Genomic DNA, 23031 nt, shown 5'->3' with positions numbered 1-23031 from the left:
AATCCTTCTAGGCGGCGGTGTTACAGAGTCAGGGTCATCGCTTTGACCAGCGCGCCCGGCAAATGACTCGATCCGGTTTGCCGTTGGCCGTAGGTGCTGGTCGAAAGGATCAGCTCACGCTCGGCGGTCAAGGCTTCGAGCTGCTGGCCGAGCAGGTTGTACAGGGTGTCGTCGAAGCGCATGGTGCTGACCGGCCCCTGAATCTCGCCGTTCTCCACCCAGAAGGTGGCAAAGCGGGTCAGGCCGGTCATCCGTGCTGCTGGCAGGTCAGAGTAGTTCAGGTACCACAGGTTGCTGATGTACAGGCCGGTGCCCAGGCGCTGGAGGATGTCGGCGGTGGCCAACTCGCCCGGTGCCAGGCTCAGCGCGCAGGGCGACTCGTAGCTGTCGGCGCCGTTGGCGGCCAGCTTGAACTCCGCTGCGCTGCGGGCACTGACCAGGCGCTGCAGGCCGCGACCCTCGGCGATCAGTTGCAGGTCCTGGCGCTGCGAACCTTCGTCGGAAAACGCCGGGCTCAACGAGCCACTGACCTGCTCGCTGATACTCACCAGCGGGCTCAATTGCGCATCGCCGCTGTACAGCCGCTGCAAGGCGCTGTTGCCGGTGGCCAGTGCCTGCGCGGAAAAACCGCCCCAGCAGAGCATGCCGGCGATTTCATCCATGGCCGCTGGCGCTAGGTAAGCGCGATAGCTGCCGGGCTTGAGCAGCACCCCAGGCAGGCCCAGATAGGCCAGTTGCTCGCGGGCCAGGCGCAAACGCTCGACAAAGGCAGCAGCGTCCCAGCTCTGGCCGGCATAGTTGGCTTTGACTGCCTCGCCGTTGGCGTGGAACAGGCTCCAGTCGAAGTTGAAACTGACCGCTTCATGCCAGCCAAACGCCCCGAACGAACTGGCAAAGCCGCGGCAGATCGGGCCGGCGGCGTAAATGCCGACCAAATCCAGTTCGGCAGCTTCGCGCTCGACCAGCGCCAGCACCTCGGCTGGGTCCGGCAGCGCCTGTTGTTGCAGGCTGTGCGAATGCCAGGCGCTGTCGTCCAGGCTCAGGTACGGGTCGACGGCCAGCAGCGGCAAGGTCTGGCGCAATTGCTTGAGGGCATCGTGCAGGCGCTGCTGGTCAAGCTCGGCATCGCCACACAGGGTGAACTGCTGCTCGGCCTGGCGGCCATTGTCGACCAGCCGCAGTTGGGCGTTGGCCTGGCTGACCACACCGGCCTGGCGCACCTTGGCATGGTTGAAACGAATGAACTGCGACTGCTCGGCGCTGAAACCGAGGGTGAACTGCTCGCCGTCGCGCAGGGCTGCACGCAAGGTTTGCAGCAGCTGCTGGAATTGCTCCTGGGGTGTGGCGCGCATCAGGCGTCTCCTCCGAATACATCGATCTGGCTGAACACACAGGCCGGCGACGCATGGCCGACCCGCACCACCTGATTGGGCTCGCCCTTGCCGCAGTTGGGGGTGCCGAGTACCTCGAAAGTGCTGCGGTCGCCGACTGCCGACAGGTCGCGCCAGAACTGCGCCGAAATACCGCGGTAGTTAGGGTTCTTGACCACGCCCTTGAGTTGGCCGTCTTCGATCAACTGGCCCCACTCGCAGCCAAACTGAAACTTGTTGCGCGCATCGTCAATCGACCACGAGCGGTTGGTGCGCATCAGGATGCCCTGCTCGATACCGCCAATCAGCTGCGCCAGCGACTGCTCGCCGGGTTCGATATTGAGGTTGGCCATGCGGTCGATCGGCGCGCGGTTCCAGCTGCAGGCGCGGCTGTTGGCGACCCCATCAAGCCCGGAGCGGAACTGCGACAGCGCGCCCCCTAGCGGGCGCAACAGCTTGCCCTGACGGATCAGGAACTGCTTGCTGGCGGCCGTGCCGTCATCGTCGTGGCTGTAGCTGGCCAGCTCTTCGGCGATGGTCGGGTCGAAGGTCACATTGAGTAGGCTCGAGCCATATTGCAGCTCGCCGAAGTCGCTGGCTTTGACGAAACTGGTACCGGCGTAGTTGCGCTCGTCGCCCAGAATTCGGTCCATCTCCAGCGGGTGGCCGATCGACTCGTGGATCTGCAGCATCATCTGGTCAGGCATCAGCAACAGGTCGCGCTTGCCGCTCGGCGTGTTGGGCGCCAGCAACAGTTGCAAGGCCTGATCGGCAACCTGCGTCGCGGCACCGATCAGACCGCAGCGCTCGATGATCTCGAAACCGCCCTGCTGGCCAAAATTGTCCCGGCCCAGGCTGCGGCTCTGGCTGTCCTGGCCGTCGCTGGCAGTGACGGCCATGCCCGGGAACAAAAAGCGCTGGGCGTGGCGCAGTTCGGCGCCGGCCGAGTTCAAGTAGGTCTGCTCGACTTCGCTGATACCCAGGCTCGCCTGCCAATCGACCAGGCGGTCATCCGTCGGCACGCTGGCCGATTCGGCGGCGAGCAGGCCCAGGCAATCGGCCAGGTTCGGCAGCGGCTGAATGAAGTTGGGGGAGACATGGTCATGGCGCTCACTCGGCACCGCTTGCGTGGTCAAGTCCAGCAGGCTGTGCCGGGCGATCTGCCGGGCCAGCGCTTCGGCCTGCTCCAGGGCCCGTTGCAAGCCGCTTTGCGAAAGATCGGCGGTGGCCGCATAGGCCTCGACACCGTTGATGCGCACGGTGAGCATGGCGCCTTCGTCCTGATTGAAGAACGGTGGCTGGGCAACATTGCGGCGCACCGCCAGGCCTTGATAGGACTGCTTGACGTGGCGCAGCGAAAACACCTCGGCCGTACTGCGCAGCGAGGCAAAGCGCTGACGCAGCAGGGCGCTGGAATCGAACATGGGCAGAACTCCGTGAACGCGGCGGCTCCCCCTAGAACCACCCTTCGTGCATGCTCAGGCAAGTGTCATCGCGGGCCTCGAGCAGTGCCAGCTCAGTATGGCAGCCCGGTACTTCCCAAGTCAGGAAATAACGCGCCGCCTGCAACTTGCCACGATAGAAGTGGTGGTCGGCCGCCGCGCCGTTGACCAGCCCGCGCTCGGCATGCAGCGCCTGCTCCAGCCAGCGCCAGCCAATCACGCAATGGCCAAACACCTTGAGGTACAGCGCCGAGTTGGCCAGCGCAGTGCTGACCTTGCCCGCCGCCATATCGCCAAGTAGCGCCAAGGTCACCGCCTGCAGCCGATTGACCAGTTGCTCAAGCGGCTGGCGCAGGTCATCGAGGGCAGGGTGATGGCTGGCGCGCTCGGCCGTTGCGGCGATCAGGCGGATCAACTGCTTGAGCCCGGCGCCGCCATTGTGCGCCAGCTTGCGGCCGAGCAGGTCGAGCGACTGGATGCCGTGGGTGCCTTCATGGATCGGGTTCAGGCGATTGTCGCGGTAGTACTGCTCGACCGGATACTCGCGGGTGTAGCCGTGACCGCCGAGGATCTGGATCGCCAGCTCGTTGGCCTTGAGGCAGAACTCCGAGGGCCACGACTTGACGATCGGCGTCAGCAGGTCGAGCAATGCCTGGGCCTGCTGGCGCTCGCTGTCGCTGGGCGCGGTGTGGGTATCGTCGAACAGCCGCGCTGCATACAGGCCCAGATCGAACGCACCTTCGACATAGGCCTTCTGCGTCAGCAGCATACGCTTCACGTCACTGTGAGCGATGATCGGCACTGCCGCGCTGAGCGGATCCTTGTTGTCCGGCAAACGCCCCTGTGGCCGCTGGCGCGCGTACTCCAGCGAGTACAGGTAGCCGGCATAGCCGAGCATCACCGCACCCATGCCGACGCCGATCCGCGCCTCGTTCATCATCTGGAACATGCAGGCCAGGCCCTGGTGCGGCTGGCCCAGCAAATAGCCCACGCAGTTGCCCTGGTCACCAAAGTTAAGCGCCGTCGAGGTGGTGCCGCGCCAGCCCATCTTGTGGAACAGCCCGGCCAGCAGCACATCGTTGCGCGGGCCCAGGCTGCCATCGGCATTGGCCAGGTACTTGGGCACGATAAACAGCGAAATGCCCTTCACCCCGGCGGGCGCGTCCGGCAGCTTCGCCAGCACCAGATGGACGATGTTCTCCGACAGCTGATGGTCGCCGCCGGAGATGAAGATCTTGTTGCCCTTGATCCGGTAACTGCCATCGCCAGCCGGTTCGGCGCGGGTGCGGATATCCGCCAGTGACGAGCCAGCATGGGGTTCGGTCAGGGCCATGGTGCCGAAGTAGCGCCCCTCGATCATCGGCTGCAGGAACAAGCGCTTCTGCTCATCGCTGCCGAAACTCTCGATCAGGTTGGCGGCGCCCATGGTCAGAAACGGGTAGGCCGTAGTGCCCGCGTTGGCTGCCTGGAAGTGCGCGAAACAGGCTTGCGAGAGCAGGCTCGGCAACTGCATGCCACCGACCTCGAAATCGCGGTTGGCATTGAGGAAACCCGCCTGCAAAAAGGCATCGACCGCAGGCTTCACTTCGGCAATCAACTCGGCCCGGCCATCGACGTAGCGCGGTTCATTTTCGTCTGCCTTGCGGTTGTGCCCGGCGAAGTACTTCTCGGCGATGGTGCGCGCAGTGGCCAACGCCGCATCGAAGGTTTCCCGGCTGTGCTCGGCGAAGCGCGGGCGCTGGGTCAGGGCCTCGGCGTCGAGTACTTCGTAGAGCTCGAAAGCCAGGTTGCGGGAGCTGAGCAGGGTTTCGGACATGCTGGCGGGTCCAGTGGTGAGGGGCTTAAGGCGAGTCTAGGAATGAGGAGTGGGTGAGGCCAGCATCATTGATTGAGGTGATGGTGTGGGGGAGGGGTGGCGAATTGCGGCCACTAAGTGCATGTCACGGGCTTCTGGAGCGGCCTTGTGGCGCGATGCGCCACGCGGGCGGCGCTGGATCTTGAGAGCGCTCCCCGCAGTCGCCATTTCCTCGAAGGGCTTCACATGACTTGAGCGCGCTGGCCAAGGCGCTGATGGATGATGCCGAGTTGGGGATGCGGCGGTGATTGCGCTGCGGTGCGCCAACGGCCGGCTATTGGACGTAGTTTGGTGTAACTGCTGCTGATGTCGGGGCCGCTTCGCGGCCCTTTCGCGACACAAGGCCGCTCCTACAGGGATCGCGTCCAGTCGGCATAGGCGCGCCAGACGCCTCGCCCGCCGCCATGCGCGGTACTGTAGGAGCAGCCCCAATACAGGCGACGCCGACCTGGAATCAGGCGATGCAAGTGGCAGCAAGTTGTATCTGAAAGTCATAAAAAAGGAGAGCCGAAGCTCTCCTTTTTGGTTACTGCCGTGTCGGTGTCAGCCGATCGTCATCAAGCTCGCGTTACCCCCCGCCGCAGCGGTGTTGACGCTCACTGCGCGCTCGATCACCAAACGCTCCAGGGCAATCTGCTGATCGCCGCTGGACAGCCCGTGCACGCCGACAATCGCCCCGGCGCGCTTGGCTACCTGCTCGCACACGGCGCGCAGTTGGTCCGAGTGGCCGTGGTGGATAACAGCATCGAACGCTACTTCATCCTTGGTCCAGTCGGCCACCAGCTTGACCTTGCCTTGCAGCTCTTTAGGCAGGCGCGCACGCAGGCTCTTGGCCGGCTCGCCGTCGACGCATACCGCCGAGCTGCCTACGGCCAGTACTGCAGCCAATTGAGCCAGCAGGTCAGCTTCATTGTCTGCCAGGCACAGCACATGCTCGCGCGGCAGGATGGTGTAGCTGTTGCGCTCGCCGGTCGGGCCCGGCAGCAGGCGGGTGATGCCGCTCTGTGATTGCTCTGCGAACTGCTCGCAGAGGCTGGCCAGGTCGCTCAGCTGGTTGCTTTCGGCCCAGGCTTTAAGGCTGTGCAGCGGCTTGATCAGTTGCTCGCGCAGGACGCTGTCGACCTTGCTGGCAGCATCGGCCTCCTTGAACTGGCGAGCCACGGCGTCGACCGGGCGGGTTGAGAGCAGCCGGTACAGGTACAGCGGGCCGCCGGCTTTCGGGCCGGTGCCGGACAGGCCTTCACCACCGAACGGCTGCACGCCGACCACGGCACCGACGATGTTGCGGTTGACGTACATGTTGCCGGCGTTGACGGTATCCACAACCTTGGCGATGGTTTCGTCAATGCGGGTGTGTACGCCCAGGGTCAGGCCGTAGCCGGAGGCGTTGATCTGCTCGAGCAACTGGTCGAGATTGCGGCGGTTGTAGCGCACTACGTGCAGTACCGGGCCGAAGATCTCGCGCTTGAGTTCGTCGAAGCTGTCCAGCTCGATCAAGGTCGGCATGACGAAGGTACCGCGTTTGCACTCGGCAGCATCGGCGATGGCCACCTGATACACGGCGCGGCCTTTTTCACGCATGGCCTGGATGTGCTTCTCGATGCCAGCCTTGGCTTCGGCGTCGATTACCGGGCCGATGTCCACCGAGAGTCGTTCCGGGTTGCCTTGGCGGTTTTGCGCCATGGCGCCCTTGAGCATTTCAATGACGCGGTCGGCGGAGTCTTCCTGCAGGCACAGGACGCGCAGGGCCGAGCAACGTTGACCGGCGCTGTCGAACGCCGAGGAAACCACGTCGATCACCACTTGCTCGGTCAAGGCCGACGAGTCGACGATCATCGCGTTCTGCCCGCCGGTTTCAGCGATCAGCGGGATCGGCCGGCCTTGAGCGTCGAGGCGGCCAGCGATATTGCGTTGCAGCAGGCGGGCGACTTCAGTCGAGCCAGTGAACATCACACCTTTGACCCGCTCGTCACCGACCAGACCGGCGCCGACGGTTTCACCGCGGCCTGGCAGCAGTTGCAGCACACCTTCAGGGATGCCGGCTTCAAGCATCAAGCGCACCGCTTGCGCAGCGATAAGCGGAGTTTGCTCGGCAGGCTTGGCCAGCACAGGGTTACCGGCAGCCAAGGCCGCGGCAACCTGGCCGCTGAAGATCGCCAGCGGGAAGTTCCACGGGCTGATGCACACCACCGGGCCCAGTGGGCGGTGGGCGTCGTTGCTGAAGTTGCTGCGGGCCTGTACTGCGTAGTAACGCAGGAAGTCCACCGCTTCGCGGACTTCGGCAATGGCGTTGGCGTAGGTCTTGCCGGCTTCACGCACCAGCAGGCCCATCAACGGCTGGATCTCGGCCTCCATCAGGTCGGCGCTGCGCTCGAGGATCGCTGCACGTTCGGCTGGCGGCGTCGCTTGCCAGATCGGCGCAGCGTTCAGCGCGCACTGGATGGCGTTGTCGACATCAATGACGGTGGCTTCCTGCACATGACCGACGACGTCGCGATGATCGGACGGGTTGATCACGGCTGCCGGCACTTCCTGGCTGCTGGCGCAACCCAGCATTGGTGAGGCCTTCCACTCGGTGTGAGCGGTTGCCAGCAACGCGCAGGACAACGACGCCAGGCGATGTTCGTTGGCCAGGTCGATACCGGCCGAGTTGGCCCGCTCGCTGCCATACAGGTCACGCGGCAGCGGGATGCGCGGGTGCGGCAGGCCGATGCTGCCTTCCTGGGCCGCCATTTGCTCGATATTGGCAACCGGGTCGGAGACCAGCTCTTGAATCGAAATCGAGTGGTCGGCAATACGGTTGACGAACGAGGTGTTGGCGCCGTTTTCCAGCAGGCGTCGCACCAGATAGGCCAGCAGCGTCTCGTGGGTACCGACCGGGGCATACACCCGGCACGGACGGTTCAGCTTGCCATCGGCAACTTTGCCCACCACTTGCTCGTAGAGCGGCTCGCCCATGCCGTGCAGGCACTGGAACTCGTACTGGCCCGGGTAGTAGTTCTGCCCGGCAATGTGATAGATGGCCGACAGGGTGTGGGCGTTGTGGGTAGCGAACTGCGGGTAGATGGCTTCTGGCACCGACAGCAGCTTGCGTGCGCAGGCGATGTAGGAAACGTCGGTGTACACCTTGCGGGTGTAGACCGGATAGCCTTCCAGACCTTCGACCTGGGCGCGCTTGATTTCGCTGTCCCAGTAGGCGCCCTTGACCAGGCGGATCATCAAGCGATGGCGGCTGCGCTTGGCCAGGTCGATGACCGAGTCGATCACGTACGGGCAACGCTTCTGATAAGCCTGGATGACAAAGCCGATACCGTTCCAGCCAGTCAGCGATGGCTCGAAGCACAGGCGCTCGAGCAGGTCCAGCGACAGCTCGAGGCGGTCGGCTTCTTCGGCGTCGATGTTAAGGCCGATGTCGTACTGCTTGGCCAGCAAGGTCAGCGACAGCAGGCGCGGGTACAGCTCGTCCATCACCCGCTCGTATTGCGCGCGGCTGTAGCGAGGGTGCAGGGCGGAAAGCTTGATCGAGATGCCCGGGCCTTCATAGATGCCGCGGCCATGGGAGGCCTTGCCGATCGAGTGGATCGCCTGCTCGTAGGAGGCCAGGTACTTCTGTGCGTCATGCTCGGTGAGTGCGGCTTCACCGAGCATGTCGTAGGAATAACGGAAGCCTTTGGACTCGAAGCGGCTAGCGTTGGCCAGGGCTTCGGCGATGGTTTCGCCGGTGACGAACTGCTCGCCCATCAGGCGCATGGCCATGTCGACGCCCTTGCGGATCATCGGCTCGCCACTTTTGCCGATGATGCGCGTCAGCGACGAAGTCAGGCCGGATTCGTTGTGGGTCGAGACCAGCTTGCCGGTCAGCAGCAGGCCCCAGGTTGCTGCGTTGACGAACAGCGACGGACTGTTGCCCAGGTGCGGGTGCCAGTTGCCGGTGCTGATCTTGTCGCGGATCAGCGCGTCGCGGGTGCCTTTGTCGGGGATGCGCAGCAGGGCTTCGGCCAGGCACATGAGTGCAACGCCTTCCTGCGACGACAGCGAAAACTCCTGCAGCAGGCCCTGAACGATACCGGCACGACCGCTGGCGCTCTTCTGGTTACGCAGCTTCTCGGCGATGCCCGAGGCGAGCTTGTTGGTGGCTTCGGCCTGGGCAGTGGTCAGGCGCGCCTGCTCCAGCAGCATCGGCACCATTTCCTGCTCGGGGCGACGGTAGGCCGAAGTGATGGCAGCACGCAGTACCGATTGCGGCAGGATGCTTTCAGCGAACTCGAGGAAGCATTGATGGCTATGCTCAGGCTGTACCTCGCCGGCGTCGTCACTGAGGTTGGCACCATGGCCATTGATTTCGTGCAGGGTCGCGCCACCCTCGAGCTTCTCCAGGTAATTGAAGATAGCCTGCTTGATCAACCAATGCGGCGTGCGGTCAATCGACTGCGCAGCTGCCTTGAGTCGCTCACGGGTAGGGTCATCGAGTTTGACCCCAAGGGTGGTCGTCGCCATTTCTTATCCTCATTATTGCCACTTGCTGTGGCTTTAGCTGAGGCCAAGATTAGCGCTAGCCCATTGCGGGTGCAACCTGGTGCAACCCGTTTTTTTATAGTTTGAGGTGCAACTCGTCTGGCGCGTGGTTTCAGGTCGTCGCGCTGCTCGATTGTGGTGCGTTTTCCTTTGATAAACGCGGCGTTTGCGACAAAAGTGTCTAAAAGCGACGTTTTCTGTGTAAACGCATTTCAGGGTGCAACTGGCAAATGAAAAATGGTTGCACCCGGTTCATGTTGTTGCATAGCATGCGCCGCCTGGGTGCAACCGCTTTGTCGGCAGGTTGCATGAAATAAAAACAAACGCCAGGGCACAACCATGGGCAATCCACTGACGATCACCTTCGTGGTCTACATCGCAGCAATGGTACTGATCGGCTTCGCCGCCTATCGCTCCACCAACAACCTTTCCGATTACATTCTCGGCGGACGTAGCCTCGGTAGCGTTGTCACCGCGCTGTCCGCAGGTGCCTCCGACATGAGCGGCTGGCTGTTGATGGGCCTGCCAGGCGCCATCTACATGTCCGGCTTGTCCGAAGCCTGGATCGCCATCGGCCTGACCGTTGGTGCCTACCTGAACTGGCTGTTCGTGGCCGGCCGTCTGCGTGTGCAGACCGAGCACAACGGCGACGCGCTGACCCTGCCGGACTACTTCGCCAGCCGCTTTGAAGACAAGAGCGGCCTGCTGCGGATCATCTCCGCGATCGTCATCCTGGTGTTCTTCACCATCTACTGTGCCTCCGGCATTGTGGCTGGTGCTCGCCTGTTCGAAAGCACCTTCGGCATGTCGTACGAAACCGCGCTGTGGGCCGGCGCTGCTGCGACCATCGCCTACACCTTCGTCGGTGGTTTCCTGGCAGTGAGCTGGACCGACACCGTGCAGGCCTCGCTGATGATCTTCGCGCTGATCCTGACGCCGATCATCGTGCTGATCTCGACGGGCGGCTTCGACACCACCTTCCTCGCCATCGAAGCGCAGAACCCGGCCAACTTCGACATGTTCAAAGGGGCGACCTTCATCGGCATCATCTCGCTGATGGGCTGGGGCCTGGGCTACTTCGGCCAGCCGCACATCCTCGCGCGGTTCATGGCTGCCGAGTCGGTCAAGTCGATCGCCAATGCTCGTCGCATCTCGATGACCTGGATGATCCTGTGCCTGGCTGGTACTTGCGCCGTGGGCTTCTTCGGTATCGCCTACTTCTCGGCCAACCCTGAACTGGCTGGCCCGGTTACCGAGAACCACGAGCGTGTGTTCATCGAGCTGGCGAAGATCCTGTTCAACCCGTGGATCGCCGGTGTGCTGCTGTCGGCCATTCTGGCGGCGGTGATGAGCACCCTGAGCTGCCAGCTGCTGGTCTGCTCCAGCGCCCTGACCGAAGACTTCTACAAGACTTTCCTGCGTAAAAACGCTTCCCAGGTCGAGCTGGTCTGGGTCGGCCGGATGATGGTCCTGGCCGTGGCACTGATCGCCATCGCCCTGGCAGCCAACCCGGAAAACCGCGTGCTTGGTCTGGTGGCGTACGCCTGGGCTGGCTTCGGTGCTGCGTTTGGTCCGGTAGTCCTGCTGTCGGTACTGTGGAAGGGCATGACCCGCAATGGCGCGCTGAGCGGTATCGTAGTTGGCGCACTGACCGTGATCTTCTGGAAGCAGCTGGACACCGGCCTGTACGAAATCATCCCGGGCTTCCTGTTTGCCACCATCGCCATCGTGCTGGTGAGCAAGCTGGGCGCACCGACCTCGAGCATGGTTTCGCGCTTCGAGAAGGCTGACGAGGCTTACCACATCGGTAAGTAATGTTGCCCTGACCGCTGTATGAAAAAGCCCGCGCCTGTTTAGGTGCGGGCTTTTTCTTGCCCGCTGCAAGGCAGGCCTGCAGTCGCCTGGCGCATACGCAGGCCTGACGGCTCCAGCCTGACAAGGTAAACTTGCCGCCTGCGCAGGAGTTGCCATGAACTATCGTCACGCCTTCCACGCCGGCAACCATGCCGACGTCTTCAAACACATCGTGCTGACCCGCCTCATCGCCTTGATGTCGCGCAAGGAGCAGCCGTTCGCTTACATCGATACCCACGCCGGCCTCGGTCTGTACGACCTGCACGGCGACCAGGCGAGCCGTACCGGTGAGTACCTGGAGGGCGTTGCCCGGCTGTGGGGCCGTGACGATCTGCCCGGGATCACCGCCGACTACCTGCGCGTGATCAAGCGCCTGAATCCAGAAGGTGAGCTGCGCTATTACCCGGGCTCGCCCGAGTTGGCGCGCCGGCTGATGCGTCAGCAGGACCGTGCGCTGTTCAACGAAAAGCACCCGGAAGACGGCCCATTGCTGCGCGAGAACATGAAAAAGGACCCGCGCGTCACCGTTCATCTGGGCGAAGGCTGGCATGTGCCGCGGGCGCTGCTGCCAGTGCAGGAAAAGCGCGCGATCATGCTCATCGATCCGCCGTTCGAGCAGGCCGACGAGCTCAAGCGCTGCACCGTTGCAGTCAAGGAAGCGATCGGGCGCATGCGCCAGACGGTGGCGGTGATCTGGTACCCGATCAAGGACCAGCGCTTGCTGACTCGCTACTATCAGGACCTGACCAGCACCGGCGCGCCGAAGCTGCTGCGCGCCGAGCTGTATGTGCATCATCAGGACAGCCCGCAGGGTCTGAACGGTTCCGGCCTGGCGATTGCCAACCCGCCATGGGGCCTGGAAGAAGAGCTGCGCGAGTTGCTGCCGCTGCTGGCCAAAGAGCTGGCCCAGACTGACGGTAGCTGGCGCCTCGATTGGCTGATTGCGGAATAATCCGATCCTGTCTCGCCGCCCCGGGCCCGCTCCACACAGGGGCGGTGCGCGATGGAGCTTTGCGTTATAATCCCGCCCTTTAGCCGCCGTCCGCCCGTGAGGCCGACCGCGCATCTCTACCGAATGAAGAGGCTAGACCCTTGGCATTGACGATTCTTGGCCTGTCCGGCGCCCTTAGCCATGACCCTTCCGCGGCCCTGTACATCGACGGCAAGCTGATTGCCGCCGCCGAAGAAGAGCGCTTCGTGCGTGACAAGCATGCGAAGAACCGCATGCCCTACGAATCGGCGAAGTTCTGCCTGGAGCAGGCCGGCATCAAGCCGTCGGACGTCGATGTGGTCGCCATACCCTTCGCCCCGATCAGCCTGTTCGGCAAGGCCCGCTGGCACTATGCCAAGCGCTACTGGTATGCCCCGGACCGCGCCCTTGACGCGCTGCTGATGGGCAACCGTCGCTACAAGCGCTATCGCAACAAGATCGTCTGGTGCCTCGAACAACTGGGCTTCGATCCGAAAAAGATCAAGATCGAGCCGGTCGAGCACCACTTGGCGCACGCCTCCAGTGCTTACCACTGCTCGGGCTTTAAAGAAAAAACCGCGATCCTCGGCATCGATGGCAAGGGCGAATACGCCACGACCTTCTTTGGCTACGGTGAAAACGGCAAGATCCACAAGATCAAGGAGTTCTTCGATCCGGACTCGCTCGGCGGCCTGTATGGCGCGATCACCGAGTTCCTCGGCTTCGAAATGCTCGACGGCGAGTTCAAGGTCATGGGCATGGCGCCATACGGCGATGCCAGCAAATATGACTTCTCGCGCCTGGCCAGCTTTGAAAACGGCGAACTGGTGATCAACACCGAATACGCCAACGTCATCGGCCTGCGTCGCTATAAAGAAAAGGGCAAGGGCTTCTACTTCTCGCCTAAACTGATCGAGTGGCTGGGTCCCAAGCGCGAAGGCGATATCGCCGACGAGCCGTACATCCACTACGCGGCGAGCATGCAGGCGCTGTTCGAGAAGCTTGCGCTGCAGATGATCGACCATTACCTGGGCGACATCCTCAAGCAGACCGGCAAGCTGGCCTTCGCTGGCGGCTGCGCGCTGAACGTCAAGCTCAACCAGAAGATCATCGCCCGCCCGGACGTCAAGGAGCTGTTCGTGCAGCCTGCCTCCGGTGACGCCGGTACTGCGGTCGGCGCTGCTGCCTACGTGTCGCACGCCCGTGGCGTCCCGGTCGAGAAGATGGAGCACGTCTACCTCGGCCCGTCGTATTCCAACGAGGACGTGATTGCCGCCTGCGCTCGCCATCCGAGCCAGCCGCAGTGGCGCAAGCTGGACAACATGCCCGAGCAGATCGCCAAGATCATGGTCGATGGCAACCCGGTGGCCTGGTTCCAGGGCCGTATGGAATTTGGCCCGCGCGCGCTCGGTGGCCGTTCGATCATCGGCTGCCCAAGCGTTGCCGGGGTTGCTGACCGGATCAACCACCAGATCAAGTTCCGCGAGCGCTGGAGGCCTTTCTGCCCGTCGATGCTCGACACCGTTGCGCCGCAGATGATCAAGATCGATCACCCTGCGCCGTTCATGACCTTCACCTTCGAAGTGTCGGATGAATGGAAAACTCGTGTACCGGAAGTGGTCCACGAGGACGGCACTTCGCGTGCCCAGGTGCTCAAACGCGAATACAACCCGCGCTACTACGACATGATGAAAGCGCTGGAAGACCTGACCGGCAACGGCGTGTCGCTGAACACCTCGCTGAACCGTCGTGGCGAACCGATGATCTGCTCGCCGACCGACGCCTTGAACATGTTCTTCGGCTCGGACCTGCAGTACCTGATCATGGAAGACATCCTGGTCGTGAAGGATGGCGCTGCGCCTTATGACCAGCCGCTCTGAACCGCGCATTCTGCAGTTCTGCCATGGTTATGACGGGCCGTTTCTCGACTGCGCCCGTCAGTACGCCAGCCTGTTTCAGGGGCGCGGTTATCAGGTCACCACGGTGTTTCTCACCGGCAAGGCCGATCCGCAGGTAGCAGCGGGCTGTGCTTCGGACGAAGTGCTGTTTCTCGAGTTCAGCTCCAAGGCCGTGCGCGGCCTGAAGCTGGGGGCGATACGTGCGCTGCGGCGGATCGCTGCCGAGCGCAACTTTGCCCTGTGCATCGCCCACCGCTTCAAGCCGATCTATGTCGCCTTGCTCGGCACCGACCTGCCGGTGATCGGCGTGCACCACGCGTTCGGCGACTATCAGCGCAACAGCCGCCGGCTTTTCGCCAATCTGTTCCGCCAGCGCCTGAGCTTGCTCGGCGTGTCCGACGCGGTGCGCGACGATATGCGCCGCTGCCTGACGCAGTGGCCGGCCGAACGTATTCAAACCCTGTACAACCGCATCGACGTCGATGCACTGCAGGCCAGCCTGGTGCCGGCTGCGGAAGCTCGGCGCGTACTTGGCCTCGACCCACAGGCGTGGATTGTCGGCAATGTTGGCCGTCTGCACCCGGACAAAGACCAGGCGACCTTGCTCAAAGGCTTTGCCCAGGCGCTGCCGAATCTGCCTGCCGGTGCTCGCCTGGCGATCCTCGGCACTGGCCGCCTGGAGCCACAGCTCAAGGCCCTGGCGGTCGAACTGGGTATTGCTGCTCAGGTCGACTTTCTTGGCCAGGTGGCGGATGCGCGGCGCTACTTCAAGGCGTTCGATGTATTTGCGCTGAGCTCGGACCACGAGCCGTTCGGCATGGTTCTGCTGGAGGCTATGGTCGCCGGCGTTCCGGTATTGGCCACGGCCTGTGGCGGTGCCCGCGAAGTGGTCGAGGGCGTTAGCATGCTGTTCCCGCTGGGCGATGCCGGGCAGTTGGCCCAGGGCCTGGAACATATGGCCAGGCTGGACGACCAGCAGCGTCAGGCGTGTGCCGAGCACATGCTGCAACGCTTGCGCGAGCGCTTCAGTGACCAGGCCGTCGCCGAGACCTTCTGGCAGTTGCCGCAAGCACAGGCGTTGGCGGTGCAGCCGTGATCTTCAACCGCATCCCGGCTGTGCGCGAGCGCGGCTGGAAAGTCATCGATGCCGCCGCCTATGCCGAGACCTGGCAGCGCTTCGGCGGCAGCGTCGCGACCCATCCGCGGGTGCTCGAACAGTTGGCTGAGCTTGCGCAGATCCCGGTCCGCTATCTGGGGTGGGAGCAGGGCGGTGATTTACAGGCGGCCATTCCGACCTGGGGACGCCACCTGGCATTGTCCAAGGACGTGCTCAAGCGTCACGGCAAAAAGGGTCTGTTCGACCTGGGCAATGCCGAACTGATTCTGCCGGCGTCCAGCACTGCCGAGGCGCCGCTGCGGCACGCCGGGCGCTACCTGTCAGAGCTCAATCACGGGCGCTTCAGCGGCCTGCAGGCGCAAACTGAACAGTTGGCCATGGCCCGCGCGCCGGAAGACCTGTCGAAGAAGTTTCGCTACAACCAGCGCCGTGAACTGCGCCTGTTGGAAGAAGCCGGCGGGCAGGTGCAGCCGATCAGCGATTTTACCTCGGCGCAGATCGCCAGCATGTATTGCGACCTGTTCCAGCGCCGCTGGGGCTTCGCCGCCACCGGCGCGCAGCATATGCCTGAAGTGCTGGAGCGCCTGCGCGAGCTGTTGATCGGTTCGGTGGTATTGCTTGAAGGTGCACCGATTGCCATCCAGCTGATCTACCGTGTCGAGGCCCCGGAGTGGGTCAGCGTCGAGTACGTCAACGGCGGCGTCGACCCCGAGACCAAGGCGTTCAGCCCCGGTAGCGTGCTGAGTTTCCTCAATACCCAGGCCGCCTGGGAAGATGCCCGCGCGCGCAACAAGGCCCTGCGGTTCTCCTTCGGTCGTGCTGACCGGGAGTACAAGGAGCGTTGGTGCACGCCGGTGCCGGTGTATCAGGTCTGACCATGAGCGCACGCAAGCAGCAGTTACTCAATCGTCATCGCAAGCGCAAACGGCTGGTAGTGTTGGTGCTGTTGTGCGTTCTATTGCTGTCGGGCTTGTGGCTGTGGTGGCTGCCGCCGGTACTCGCGCTGTTGCTGTGGGTCGGCCATGAAGCCTGGTTTTCCGATCACCTGTTCTACGTGGCCGCCAGTGATTACGAGTACGACCTGCAAGGCTGCGCGCGCTACCCGCTGCACAGCCGCGACGGCCTGCTGACGCTGCCTGCAGATTGCGTACTGGATGCCAGCCAGACCCTGCTGCTGCGGGTGCAACTGCGCGCCAGCTTGCTGGGTCGGCTGCTTGACCCTGCCGTTGTCATCGAAGGCGGCAACGCCGACAAGCAAAGCTTCGAGCGCGGCGCCAAGGGCGTGCGCTACCTCAATCTAAGTGGTCAAGAGGCGGCATTGGCAGCTGGGCAACTGCGTTTGCGCGGGCGCCACTGCCGGCTGGCAGCTGAAATGGAGCTGCTGGTTATCGGCCACGCCGACTACCTTGCCGGCACCCTGATGGTGATCGCGCCGCATGCCGATGATGCCGAACTGGCGGCCTTTGCAGCGTATGCCCAGGCCGAGCAGAGCTGGATCGTCACCCTGACCGCTGGCGAAATTGAAAATGAGTACTACCGCGACACACTGGCCCTGGACACCGTGCAGGCAGCCCGGCTCAAGGGCGAGCTGCGCAGTTGGGACAGCGTCGCCGTGCCGCGCTGGGCCGGGGTGCCATCGGCGCAGAGTGTGCAGCTCGGTTACTTCTGCATGCAATTGAGCGCGATGCAGGCCGATCCGCAGGCAGCAGTGGCGTCCCGTGAGGCCGATCTGGTCGACACGCGTCCGTTTCGCCGCTTCAACGAATGCACCCTTCAGAGTGATGCACACGGTCAGCCGACCTGGCAGGCCCTGGTGGCTGACCTGTGCGAGCTGATCGAGCGCGCGCGACCGGACACCGTGGTGCTGCCGCATCCGCAGCTCGACCCGCACCCCGATCACGTCTGCGCCCACGACGCACTGCGCGAGGCGCTGGCCGCGTGCCAGTGGCAGCCGCAGACCCTGCTGCTGTACGCCAACCACCTTCATGACAACGACCGCTGGCCGATGGGCGAGGCGGGTGACGGCGTGGCTTTGCCGCCGTTGTTCGAGGCGCAGCCGGGGATGTGCCCGTGGGCACTGCAAGTCTCGCCTGAGCGACAGAGGCAAAAGGCCATGTCTTTGGCTATGATGCACGACCTGCAGCCGCCGGCGCCGCTCAAAAGGCGAGTTCGGCGCCTGCTGCAACAGTATCTGGCTGGTCGCCGTTGGCCGCTATTTGGTAAAAACGAGTTCTTCCGTAAGGCAGTGCGTCGCCACGAACTGTTTTGGGTCGAGACACTGGTCGACAAGAGTAAACCACAGTGAAAGTCCTGTTTCTGGTCCAGAAAGAGCAGCGCGCCATCCTTGATCGGCTGTATGAAGGCATCGCCGCCAGTTGCGAGTGTGATATCCGCTGGCTGACCGACGCCGAACAGGACGACCTGCGCGGTTACTTCAAGCAGCATGTGCAGGTCGAACAGTACGACCGCATCCTGTTCTTCTTGCGCTTCAAAAAGGAGATCCGTCAGGTTCGCTTCATCAGCCAGATACCCAATCTGGTCATCCTCGAGCACGATGCCTACCAGAACTACATCCCCTGCAAGTACACCGGCAAGTTCAGCGCGCATTACCGCCGCCTGCCGTGGGCGCGGGTGATCACCTCTGGTGCGGTGGTCACCCGCCGTCTGCAGGACGAAGGTTTTGACGCGGTGTTCGTGCCCAAGGGCTATGATCAGGCGCTGCTGCGCAACGAGAACCGTGAGCGCGATATCGAACTGGCGTTTGTCGGCAGCCTGCGCAGCGTCGCCTATTCCGGGCGCAAGGCCATGCTCGACTCGTTGGCCGAGGTGGAAAACCTGGTCATCACCCGCACCAAGTCCGGCGAAGAGTACAGCCAGACCCTCAGCCGCATTCGCTACTTCGTCAGTGCCGATGTCGGCATGGGCGAGTACATGATCAAGAACTTCGAAGCCATGGCCTGTGGCTGTGTGCTGTTCGCCTACGACCAGGGTGATGAAGAAAACCGCGCCCTGGGCTTTGTCGACATGGACAACATTGTGCTGTACCGCGACCTTGCGCAATTGCGTGAAAAACTCGCGGTGCTGCGTGCCGACAGCGCCCTGGCCGAGCGTATTTCCCGCAATGGCCAGGCATTGGCAGAGCAGCGCTTCAGCTTCCACGCCATCGGCCAGGCGATCGTCGAGGCCATGCGTCCCCCTTTGCGTCAGCGTGACAACCCGGGCCCGTGGCAACGTCTGCGTCGCGCCCTGGGTCTATAACGCCCGACCCTAAACCATCGAGGACAACCATGCTTTTCAGTGAAAGCAGCGAAATCACGCTGATGGTGACCAGTTGCGGTCGGTTCGATCTGCTCAAGCGCACGCTCGAGACTTTCGACCGCTTCAACACCGCGCCCATCCGCGAGGTGTTCATCACCGAAGACGCCGGCGACGAAGCCGTGCGCGAGTGCATCCCCGAACACTGGCGTGCGCACACGACCTTTATCGTCAACAACCCGAAGCTGGGCCAGTTGCGTTCGGTTGACGCCGCGTACGCGCAGATCAGGACGTTCTGGGTGTTCCACTGTGAAGATGACTGGGCGTTCTACCGCCCGGGCTTCATCGAAGACTCCATGGCCCTGCTTGAAGCCGATCCACAGGCCTTGCAGGTCTGGCTGCGCAGCTTTGCCCATGACCTGCAGGTGCACAGCCCGTATGTGTTCCTGCACGAGCGTCAGGTGCACGCCGGCATCCCGTTCTACCAGCTGGGTTCGAACAAACCGGAATGGCAGGGGTTCTCCTTCAATCCGGGCCTGCGCCGGCTGGCTGATTACCAGGCGCACGCGCCGTATGCCTCGCATTCGGGCGAGAAGAGCCTGTCGCGGCTGTATGCCGACGCCAACCGCTACGCACTGATTCTTGAAAACGACGCTGTATTGCACACCGGTTTCGGTGAGCACGTGGAAATGCCCGAAGAGAAGGTCAAGAAGCTTCGGCGCAAGCGCATGGAGCGCATCAAATTGATGGCTGCGCTCGTTATTGGACTGCTGGTTGGATGGATATTGAAGGATGTTTGAAAAGATAGGCAAGGAGGGCGCAATGAGCAGGCAATACTTTGCTGCAGCACTGATCGTGTTTCTGCTCAGCTATGTGTTGATGGCGTCCTCGAAGTGGACCAACAACATTTTTTACGCGTTCGTCGCGTTGCCTGGGCTGGTGTTCCTGATAAAGGAGCGCGGCGCGGGATTGTTTGCAAACAAGCTGGGCTGGGCCTGGGTAGTGTTTCTGCTGTGGTTCCTGGTGCCAGCGGCGGTGGCTGGCGATGGGCAGTTCTACAAGCACATCCTCTATGTGACCTTGTTCGTGTTCATTCTGGGCGGGCTGCTCAATCCGGACTTCTTCCGCTCCGAGGCATTCACCCGAGCCCTGTTCTGGGCGCTGTGCCTGTATATCTATGGCTGTGCGGCCTATGCCTACCAGTCTGGCGAGTTCCGCTTCGGCGCGCGAGTAGGGATCCTGCCCGCGCGGCTTGAGAACGTGATCTATGCCAGCATCTGGTTGTTCTGCGCGCTGGCCCTGGCCATGCCAGCGTGGGTCAAGAACCGTCGCTGGGTGGAAGCCTGTGCTGCCGTAGTGCTATCGGTGGTGGCGGTCAGTTTCGTCTTGCAGACGCGCACTGCACTGGTCGGCGCAGCCTTCCTGTTCGCGGCCTGGGCGTGCTACGCGCTGTGGCGCTTCCCCCGGGTTGCCGGGCCTTGGCTGTTGGCGTGTGGGGTGATGGGGGCGATAGCGCTGTGGCTGGTCAAGGATGCGCAGTGGTTCCATAACCTGTTTGCGCGCGGCGACTCGTATCGCATCGAGTTGTTCCAGATCATGGTCGGCGAGTGGCGCAATTGCGGCTGGCTGCTTGGCTGTGGCGTAGAGTTCCAGACCGACAAGCTGCTCAGCGGTGTGATGCCGATTCAGCATCCGCATAACATCTTCGTCGCGATGGGCTTGTACACCGGTGGCGTTTCGCTGGTGCTGTTCCTGATCGTCATGGCCATGACCCTGATCGAAGCGATTCGCCTGCGCGATCCGTGGGGTATGTACCTGGCGTGCGCGCTGGTGATGCTCAATTTCGATGGCAGCAAGCTGATCGGCAATCCGGATGAGCTTTGGCCGCTGGTGTTGTTGCCGGCAGCGATGGTGTTGGGCAGGGTTGTCCAGCAACAACAGCGCTCGCGCTGGTAACAGATCAGAAGCTTGCGCGATCCCTGTAGGAGCGGCCTTGTGTCGCGAAAGGCCCGCAGAGCGGGCCCGACGGCCTCAGCATCGCCGCTGACTTCGCGGGCCAGCTACGCTGGCCTTTCGCGACACAAGGCCGCTCCTACAGGTCGCGGTGAATTCAAGGTTTGCGCGGTTTCAGGCCAGAACCCTGGTCAGCTCTTCGCGACTGCACAGCTGCTGAGCGGCCAGATAGCCGTCGACAAAGCTGCAGTCGCCGGCGTCGAGTAGCCACTGGCGATCCTGAGGATAGCGCAGCATGTGCTTGAAATTGCGCAGCCGCTGCGATTTGCGCAGCGGCCGGCGGAAGATGCGCAGGTCGGCGATGTCGATCAAGCCCAGCTCACCCTCAGGCGTGAGCACCACATTGCCCATGTGCGCCGAGCGGAAGTACACCCCGCGCTCGTGCAGAATCGCAATGAACCGGCCCAGCTGCGCACGCAGTTGGTCGTGATCGGCAGGCTCTTCAAGCACCTGACGCAAGGTCTGCCCAGGCAGTGGCGCATAGTGCACGGCATCGCGCTCGATTGCGCCAATACGGTATACCGCCTTCACCACTGGGCACGGAATCTGCCGCTCCTGCAGGTGCCGACAGTTGTCGGCAAAGCGCTGCGCATACGGATACCACGCAGCAGAGCTGAGCAGGCGCTTGCGACGAAACAGTTTGAGCATGCTGCCATCGGCCAGGCGCAGGACCTTGTCGCCGGTGCCGTCGGCTTCGAGCACAGTGGCGCCTTCGCGCAGTGCGAGATAACGTGCCTGTTCAAGCGCTTGCATCAAGTCTCCAGAGTGTGGCCAAGGGCAGGGCAGCCGCCTATCTTACCTGCAGCAGGCGGTCGGCAACACCGCGTGTGGTATAATCCCGACTCTTTTTCACCCGACGGATTGTCATGACAGTTCCCGAATCGTCCGCGCCCTCGAGCCTGAAGATCTATTTCCGCCTGCTCAGCTATGTGAAGCCCTATCTCGGCATCTTCATGCTCAGCATCCTCGGCTTCGTGATCTTTGCTTCGACCCAGCCCATGCTGGCCGGCATCCTCAAGTATTTCGTCGACGGCCTGAGCGATTCTCAAGCCGTGCTGTTCCCCTCCGTGCCGTACCTGCGCGACCTGAAACTGCTGCAGGCAGTGCCGCTGCTGATCATTCTGATCGCCGCCTGGCAGGGCCTTGGTTCGTTTCTGGGTAACTACTTTCTGGCCAAGGTCTCGCTGGGCCTGGTCCACGACCTGCGCGTCGAGCTGTTCAACAAGCTGCTGGTGCTGCCCAACCGCTATTTCGACAGCCACAACTCGGGCCACCTGATCTCGCGCATCACCTTCAACGTGACCATGGTCACCGGTGCTGCCACCGATGCAATCAAGGTGGTGATCCGTGAAGGCCTGACGGTGGTGTTCCTGTTCGCCTACCTGCTGTGGATGAATTGGAAACTGACCCTGGTGATGTTGGCGATCCTGCCGATCATCGCGGTGATGGTCAGTACTGCCAGCAAGAAATTCCGCAAGCAGAGCAAGAAGATCCAGGTCGCGATGGGGGATGTGACCCATGTCGCCTCCGAGACCATCCAAGGCTACCGTGTGGTGCGCAGCTTCGGCGGCGAAGCCTACGAGCAGCGCCGTTTCAACGCGGCCAGCCAGAGCAACACCGACAAACAGCTGCGCATGACCAAGACTGGCGCGCTGTACACGCCGGCGCTGCAATTGGTGATCTACACCGCCATGGCGTCGCTGATGTTCCTCGTGCTGTTCCTGCGCGGCGACGCTTCGGCCGGCGATCTGGTGGCCTACATTACTGCCGCTGGCCTGCTGCCCAAGCCGATTCGTCAGCTTTCGGAAGTCAGCTCGACCATCCAGAAAGGCCTGGCCGGTGCCGAGAGTATCTTCGAGCAGCTCGACGAGCCTGCCGAAGTGGACGCTGGCACGGTTGAAAAGGACCGCGTCGAGGGTCGTCTGGTGGTGCGCAACCTGAGCTTCACCTACCCCGGTACCGAGCGCCAGGTGCTGAACGACATCAGCTTCACCGCAGAGCCTGGGCAGATGATCGCCCTGGTTGGTCGCTCCGGCAGTGGCAAGTCGACCCTGGCAGCGCTGATCCCGCGCTTCTATCACCACAATGAAGGGCAGATTCTGCTCGATGGCGTGGAGATCGAAGAGTACAAGTTGCGCAACCTGCGCCGGCATGTCTCGCAGGTCACCCAGCACGTCACCCTGTTCAACGATACCGTCGCCAACAACATTGCCTACGGCGATCTGGCTGGTGCGCCGCGCGAGGCCATCGAGGCTGCCGCCGCCGACGCCTACGCCAAGGAATTCGTTGATCAGTTGCCCAAGGGCTTCGACACCGAAGTCGGCGAGAACGGTGTGCTGTTGTCCGGCGGCCAGCGCCAGCGCCTGGCGATTGCCCGGGCCTTGCTGAAAAACGCCCCGCTGCTGATTCTCGACGAGGCCACTTCGGCGCTCGATACCGAGTCGGAGCGGCACATCCAGGCCGCGCTGGATCACGTTATGCAAGGTCGCACCACGCTGGTCATCGCCCACCGCTTGTCGACCATCGAAAAGGCCGACATGATCCTGGTCATGGACCAAGGCCGTCTGGTCGAGCGCGGTACTCACGCCGAACTGCTTGAGGCTAATGGCCATTATGCCCGCCTGCACGCGATGGGCCTTGATCAGCCAGAGAAAGTCGATATCACCTGAGTCGGCTGTTGCGGGGCCGATCCGGCCCCGATTGTCACCGGAATTGTCCAGGCCAGCTTGGCGCTAAAGCCAT

General features: G+C 62.7%; 15 protein-coding genes. 10 read left to right on the top strand and 5 right to left on the bottom strand.

Going from position 1 to position 23031, the window contains the following annotated elements:
- Positions 1 to 20: 20 nt before the first annotated feature.
- From M2396_RS09690 to putA, 4 genes are all read right to left on the bottom strand, one after another.
- Complete coding sequence (locus tag M2396_RS09690) at positions 21 to 1352, bottom strand: TldD/PmbA family protein (protein ID WP_259074460.1); 1332 nt, start codon at positions 1350 to 1352, stop codon at positions 21 to 23.
- Positions 1352 to 2794, bottom strand: coding sequence for a TldD/PmbA family protein (locus tag M2396_RS09685; protein WP_259074458.1), 1443 nt, complete (start codon positions 2792 to 2794; stop codon positions 1352 to 1354). Before M2396_RS09685 ends, M2396_RS09690 begins: the two co-directional genes overlap by 1 nt.
- A gap of 31 nt (positions 2795 to 2825) precedes the next feature.
- Entirely contained in the window at positions 2826 to 4628 is a 1803-nt protein-coding gene (locus M2396_RS09680) for an acyl-CoA dehydrogenase (protein ID WP_150571092.1), read from the bottom strand.
- Between the two features lie 582 nt (positions 4629 to 5210).
- Positions 5211 to 9164, bottom strand: coding sequence for a trifunctional transcriptional regulator/proline dehydrogenase/L-glutamate gamma-semialdehyde dehydrogenase (gene putA, locus M2396_RS09675; protein ID WP_259074455.1), 3954 nt, complete (start codon positions 9162 to 9164; stop codon positions 5211 to 5213).
- A gap of 357 nt (positions 9165 to 9521) precedes the next feature.
- Here putA and putP point away from each other — a divergent pair, with 357 nt between their 5' ends.
- From putP to M2396_RS09630, 9 genes are all read left to right on the top strand, one after another.
- The gene (putP, locus tag M2396_RS09670; RefSeq protein WP_150571093.1) at positions 9522 to 10997 is read left to right on the top strand and encodes a sodium/proline symporter PutP; all 1476 of its coding nucleotides are present in this window, start codon (positions 9522 to 9524) and stop codon (positions 10995 to 10997) included.
- 154 nt (positions 10998 to 11151) lie between these two features.
- Positions 11152 to 11988 (top strand): 23S rRNA (adenine(2030)-N(6))-methyltransferase RlmJ, encoded by an 837-nt coding sequence (locus M2396_RS09665; protein WP_150571094.1) that lies wholly within the window; start codon positions 11152 to 11154, stop codon positions 11986 to 11988.
- 140 nt (positions 11989 to 12128) lie between these two features.
- Positions 12129 to 13886: a carbamoyltransferase gene (locus tag M2396_RS09660; protein ID WP_101315830.1), complete on the top strand. Its 1758-nt coding sequence runs from the start codon at positions 12129 to 12131 to the stop codon at positions 13884 to 13886.
- Positions 13870 to 15000: a glycosyltransferase gene (locus M2396_RS09655; RefSeq protein WP_150571095.1), complete on the top strand. Its 1131-nt coding sequence runs from the start codon at positions 13870 to 13872 to the stop codon at positions 14998 to 15000. The genes M2396_RS09660 and M2396_RS09655 overlap by 17 nt, the downstream gene beginning before the upstream one ends.
- Entirely contained in the window at positions 15000 to 15896 is an 897-nt protein-coding gene (locus tag M2396_RS09650; protein ID WP_103438682.1) for an antimicrobial resistance protein Mig-14, read from the top strand. The genes M2396_RS09655 and M2396_RS09650 overlap by 1 nt, the downstream gene beginning before the upstream one ends.
- A 2-nt stretch (positions 15897 to 15898) precedes the next feature.
- On the top strand, positions 15899 to 17326 hold the full coding sequence (locus M2396_RS09645) for a PIG-L deacetylase family protein (protein ID WP_259074450.1): 1428 nt from the start codon (positions 15899 to 15901) through the stop codon (positions 17324 to 17326).
- Positions 17323 to 18279 carry a glycosyltransferase gene (locus M2396_RS09640; protein ID WP_103435822.1) on the top strand — a complete coding sequence of 319 codons (957 nt, stop codon included), beginning with the start codon at positions 17323 to 17325 and terminating at the stop codon, positions 18277 to 18279. Before M2396_RS09645 ends, M2396_RS09640 begins: the two co-directional genes overlap by 4 nt.
- 29 nt (positions 18280 to 18308) lie before the next feature.
- Positions 18309 to 19076 carry a glycosyltransferase family 2 protein gene (locus tag M2396_RS09635; RefSeq protein WP_150571097.1) on the top strand — a complete coding sequence of 256 codons (768 nt, stop codon included), beginning with the start codon at positions 18309 to 18311 and terminating at the stop codon, positions 19074 to 19076.
- Between the two features lie 22 nt (positions 19077 to 19098).
- On the top strand, positions 19099 to 20232 hold the full coding sequence (locus M2396_RS09630; protein WP_224786450.1) for an O-antigen ligase domain-containing protein: 1134 nt from the start codon (positions 19099 to 19101) through the stop codon (positions 20230 to 20232).
- 171 nt (positions 20233 to 20403) lie between these two features.
- On the opposite strand, the gene M2396_RS09625 is transcribed toward M2396_RS09630, so the two are convergent.
- Entirely contained in the window at positions 20404 to 21042 is a 639-nt protein-coding gene (locus M2396_RS09625; protein WP_150571099.1) for a toluene tolerance protein, read from the bottom strand.
- A gap of 113 nt (positions 21043 to 21155) precedes the next feature.
- Here M2396_RS09625 and msbA point away from each other — a divergent pair, with 113 nt between their 5' ends.
- Entirely contained in the window at positions 21156 to 22958 is a 1803-nt protein-coding gene (gene msbA / locus M2396_RS09620) for a lipid A export permease/ATP-binding protein MsbA (RefSeq protein WP_103435826.1), read from the top strand.
- Positions 22959 to 23031: the final 73 nt, after the last annotated feature.

The sequence above is a fragment of the Pseudomonas sp. BIGb0278 genome, assembly GCF_024809895.1.
GTDB lineage: Bacteria > Pseudomonadota > Gammaproteobacteria > Pseudomonadales > Pseudomonadaceae > Aquipseudomonas > Aquipseudomonas shirazensis.
The sequence above is the reverse complement of the archived record's forward strand: the minus strand, read 5'-3'. Positions and strand labels throughout refer to the sequence as shown.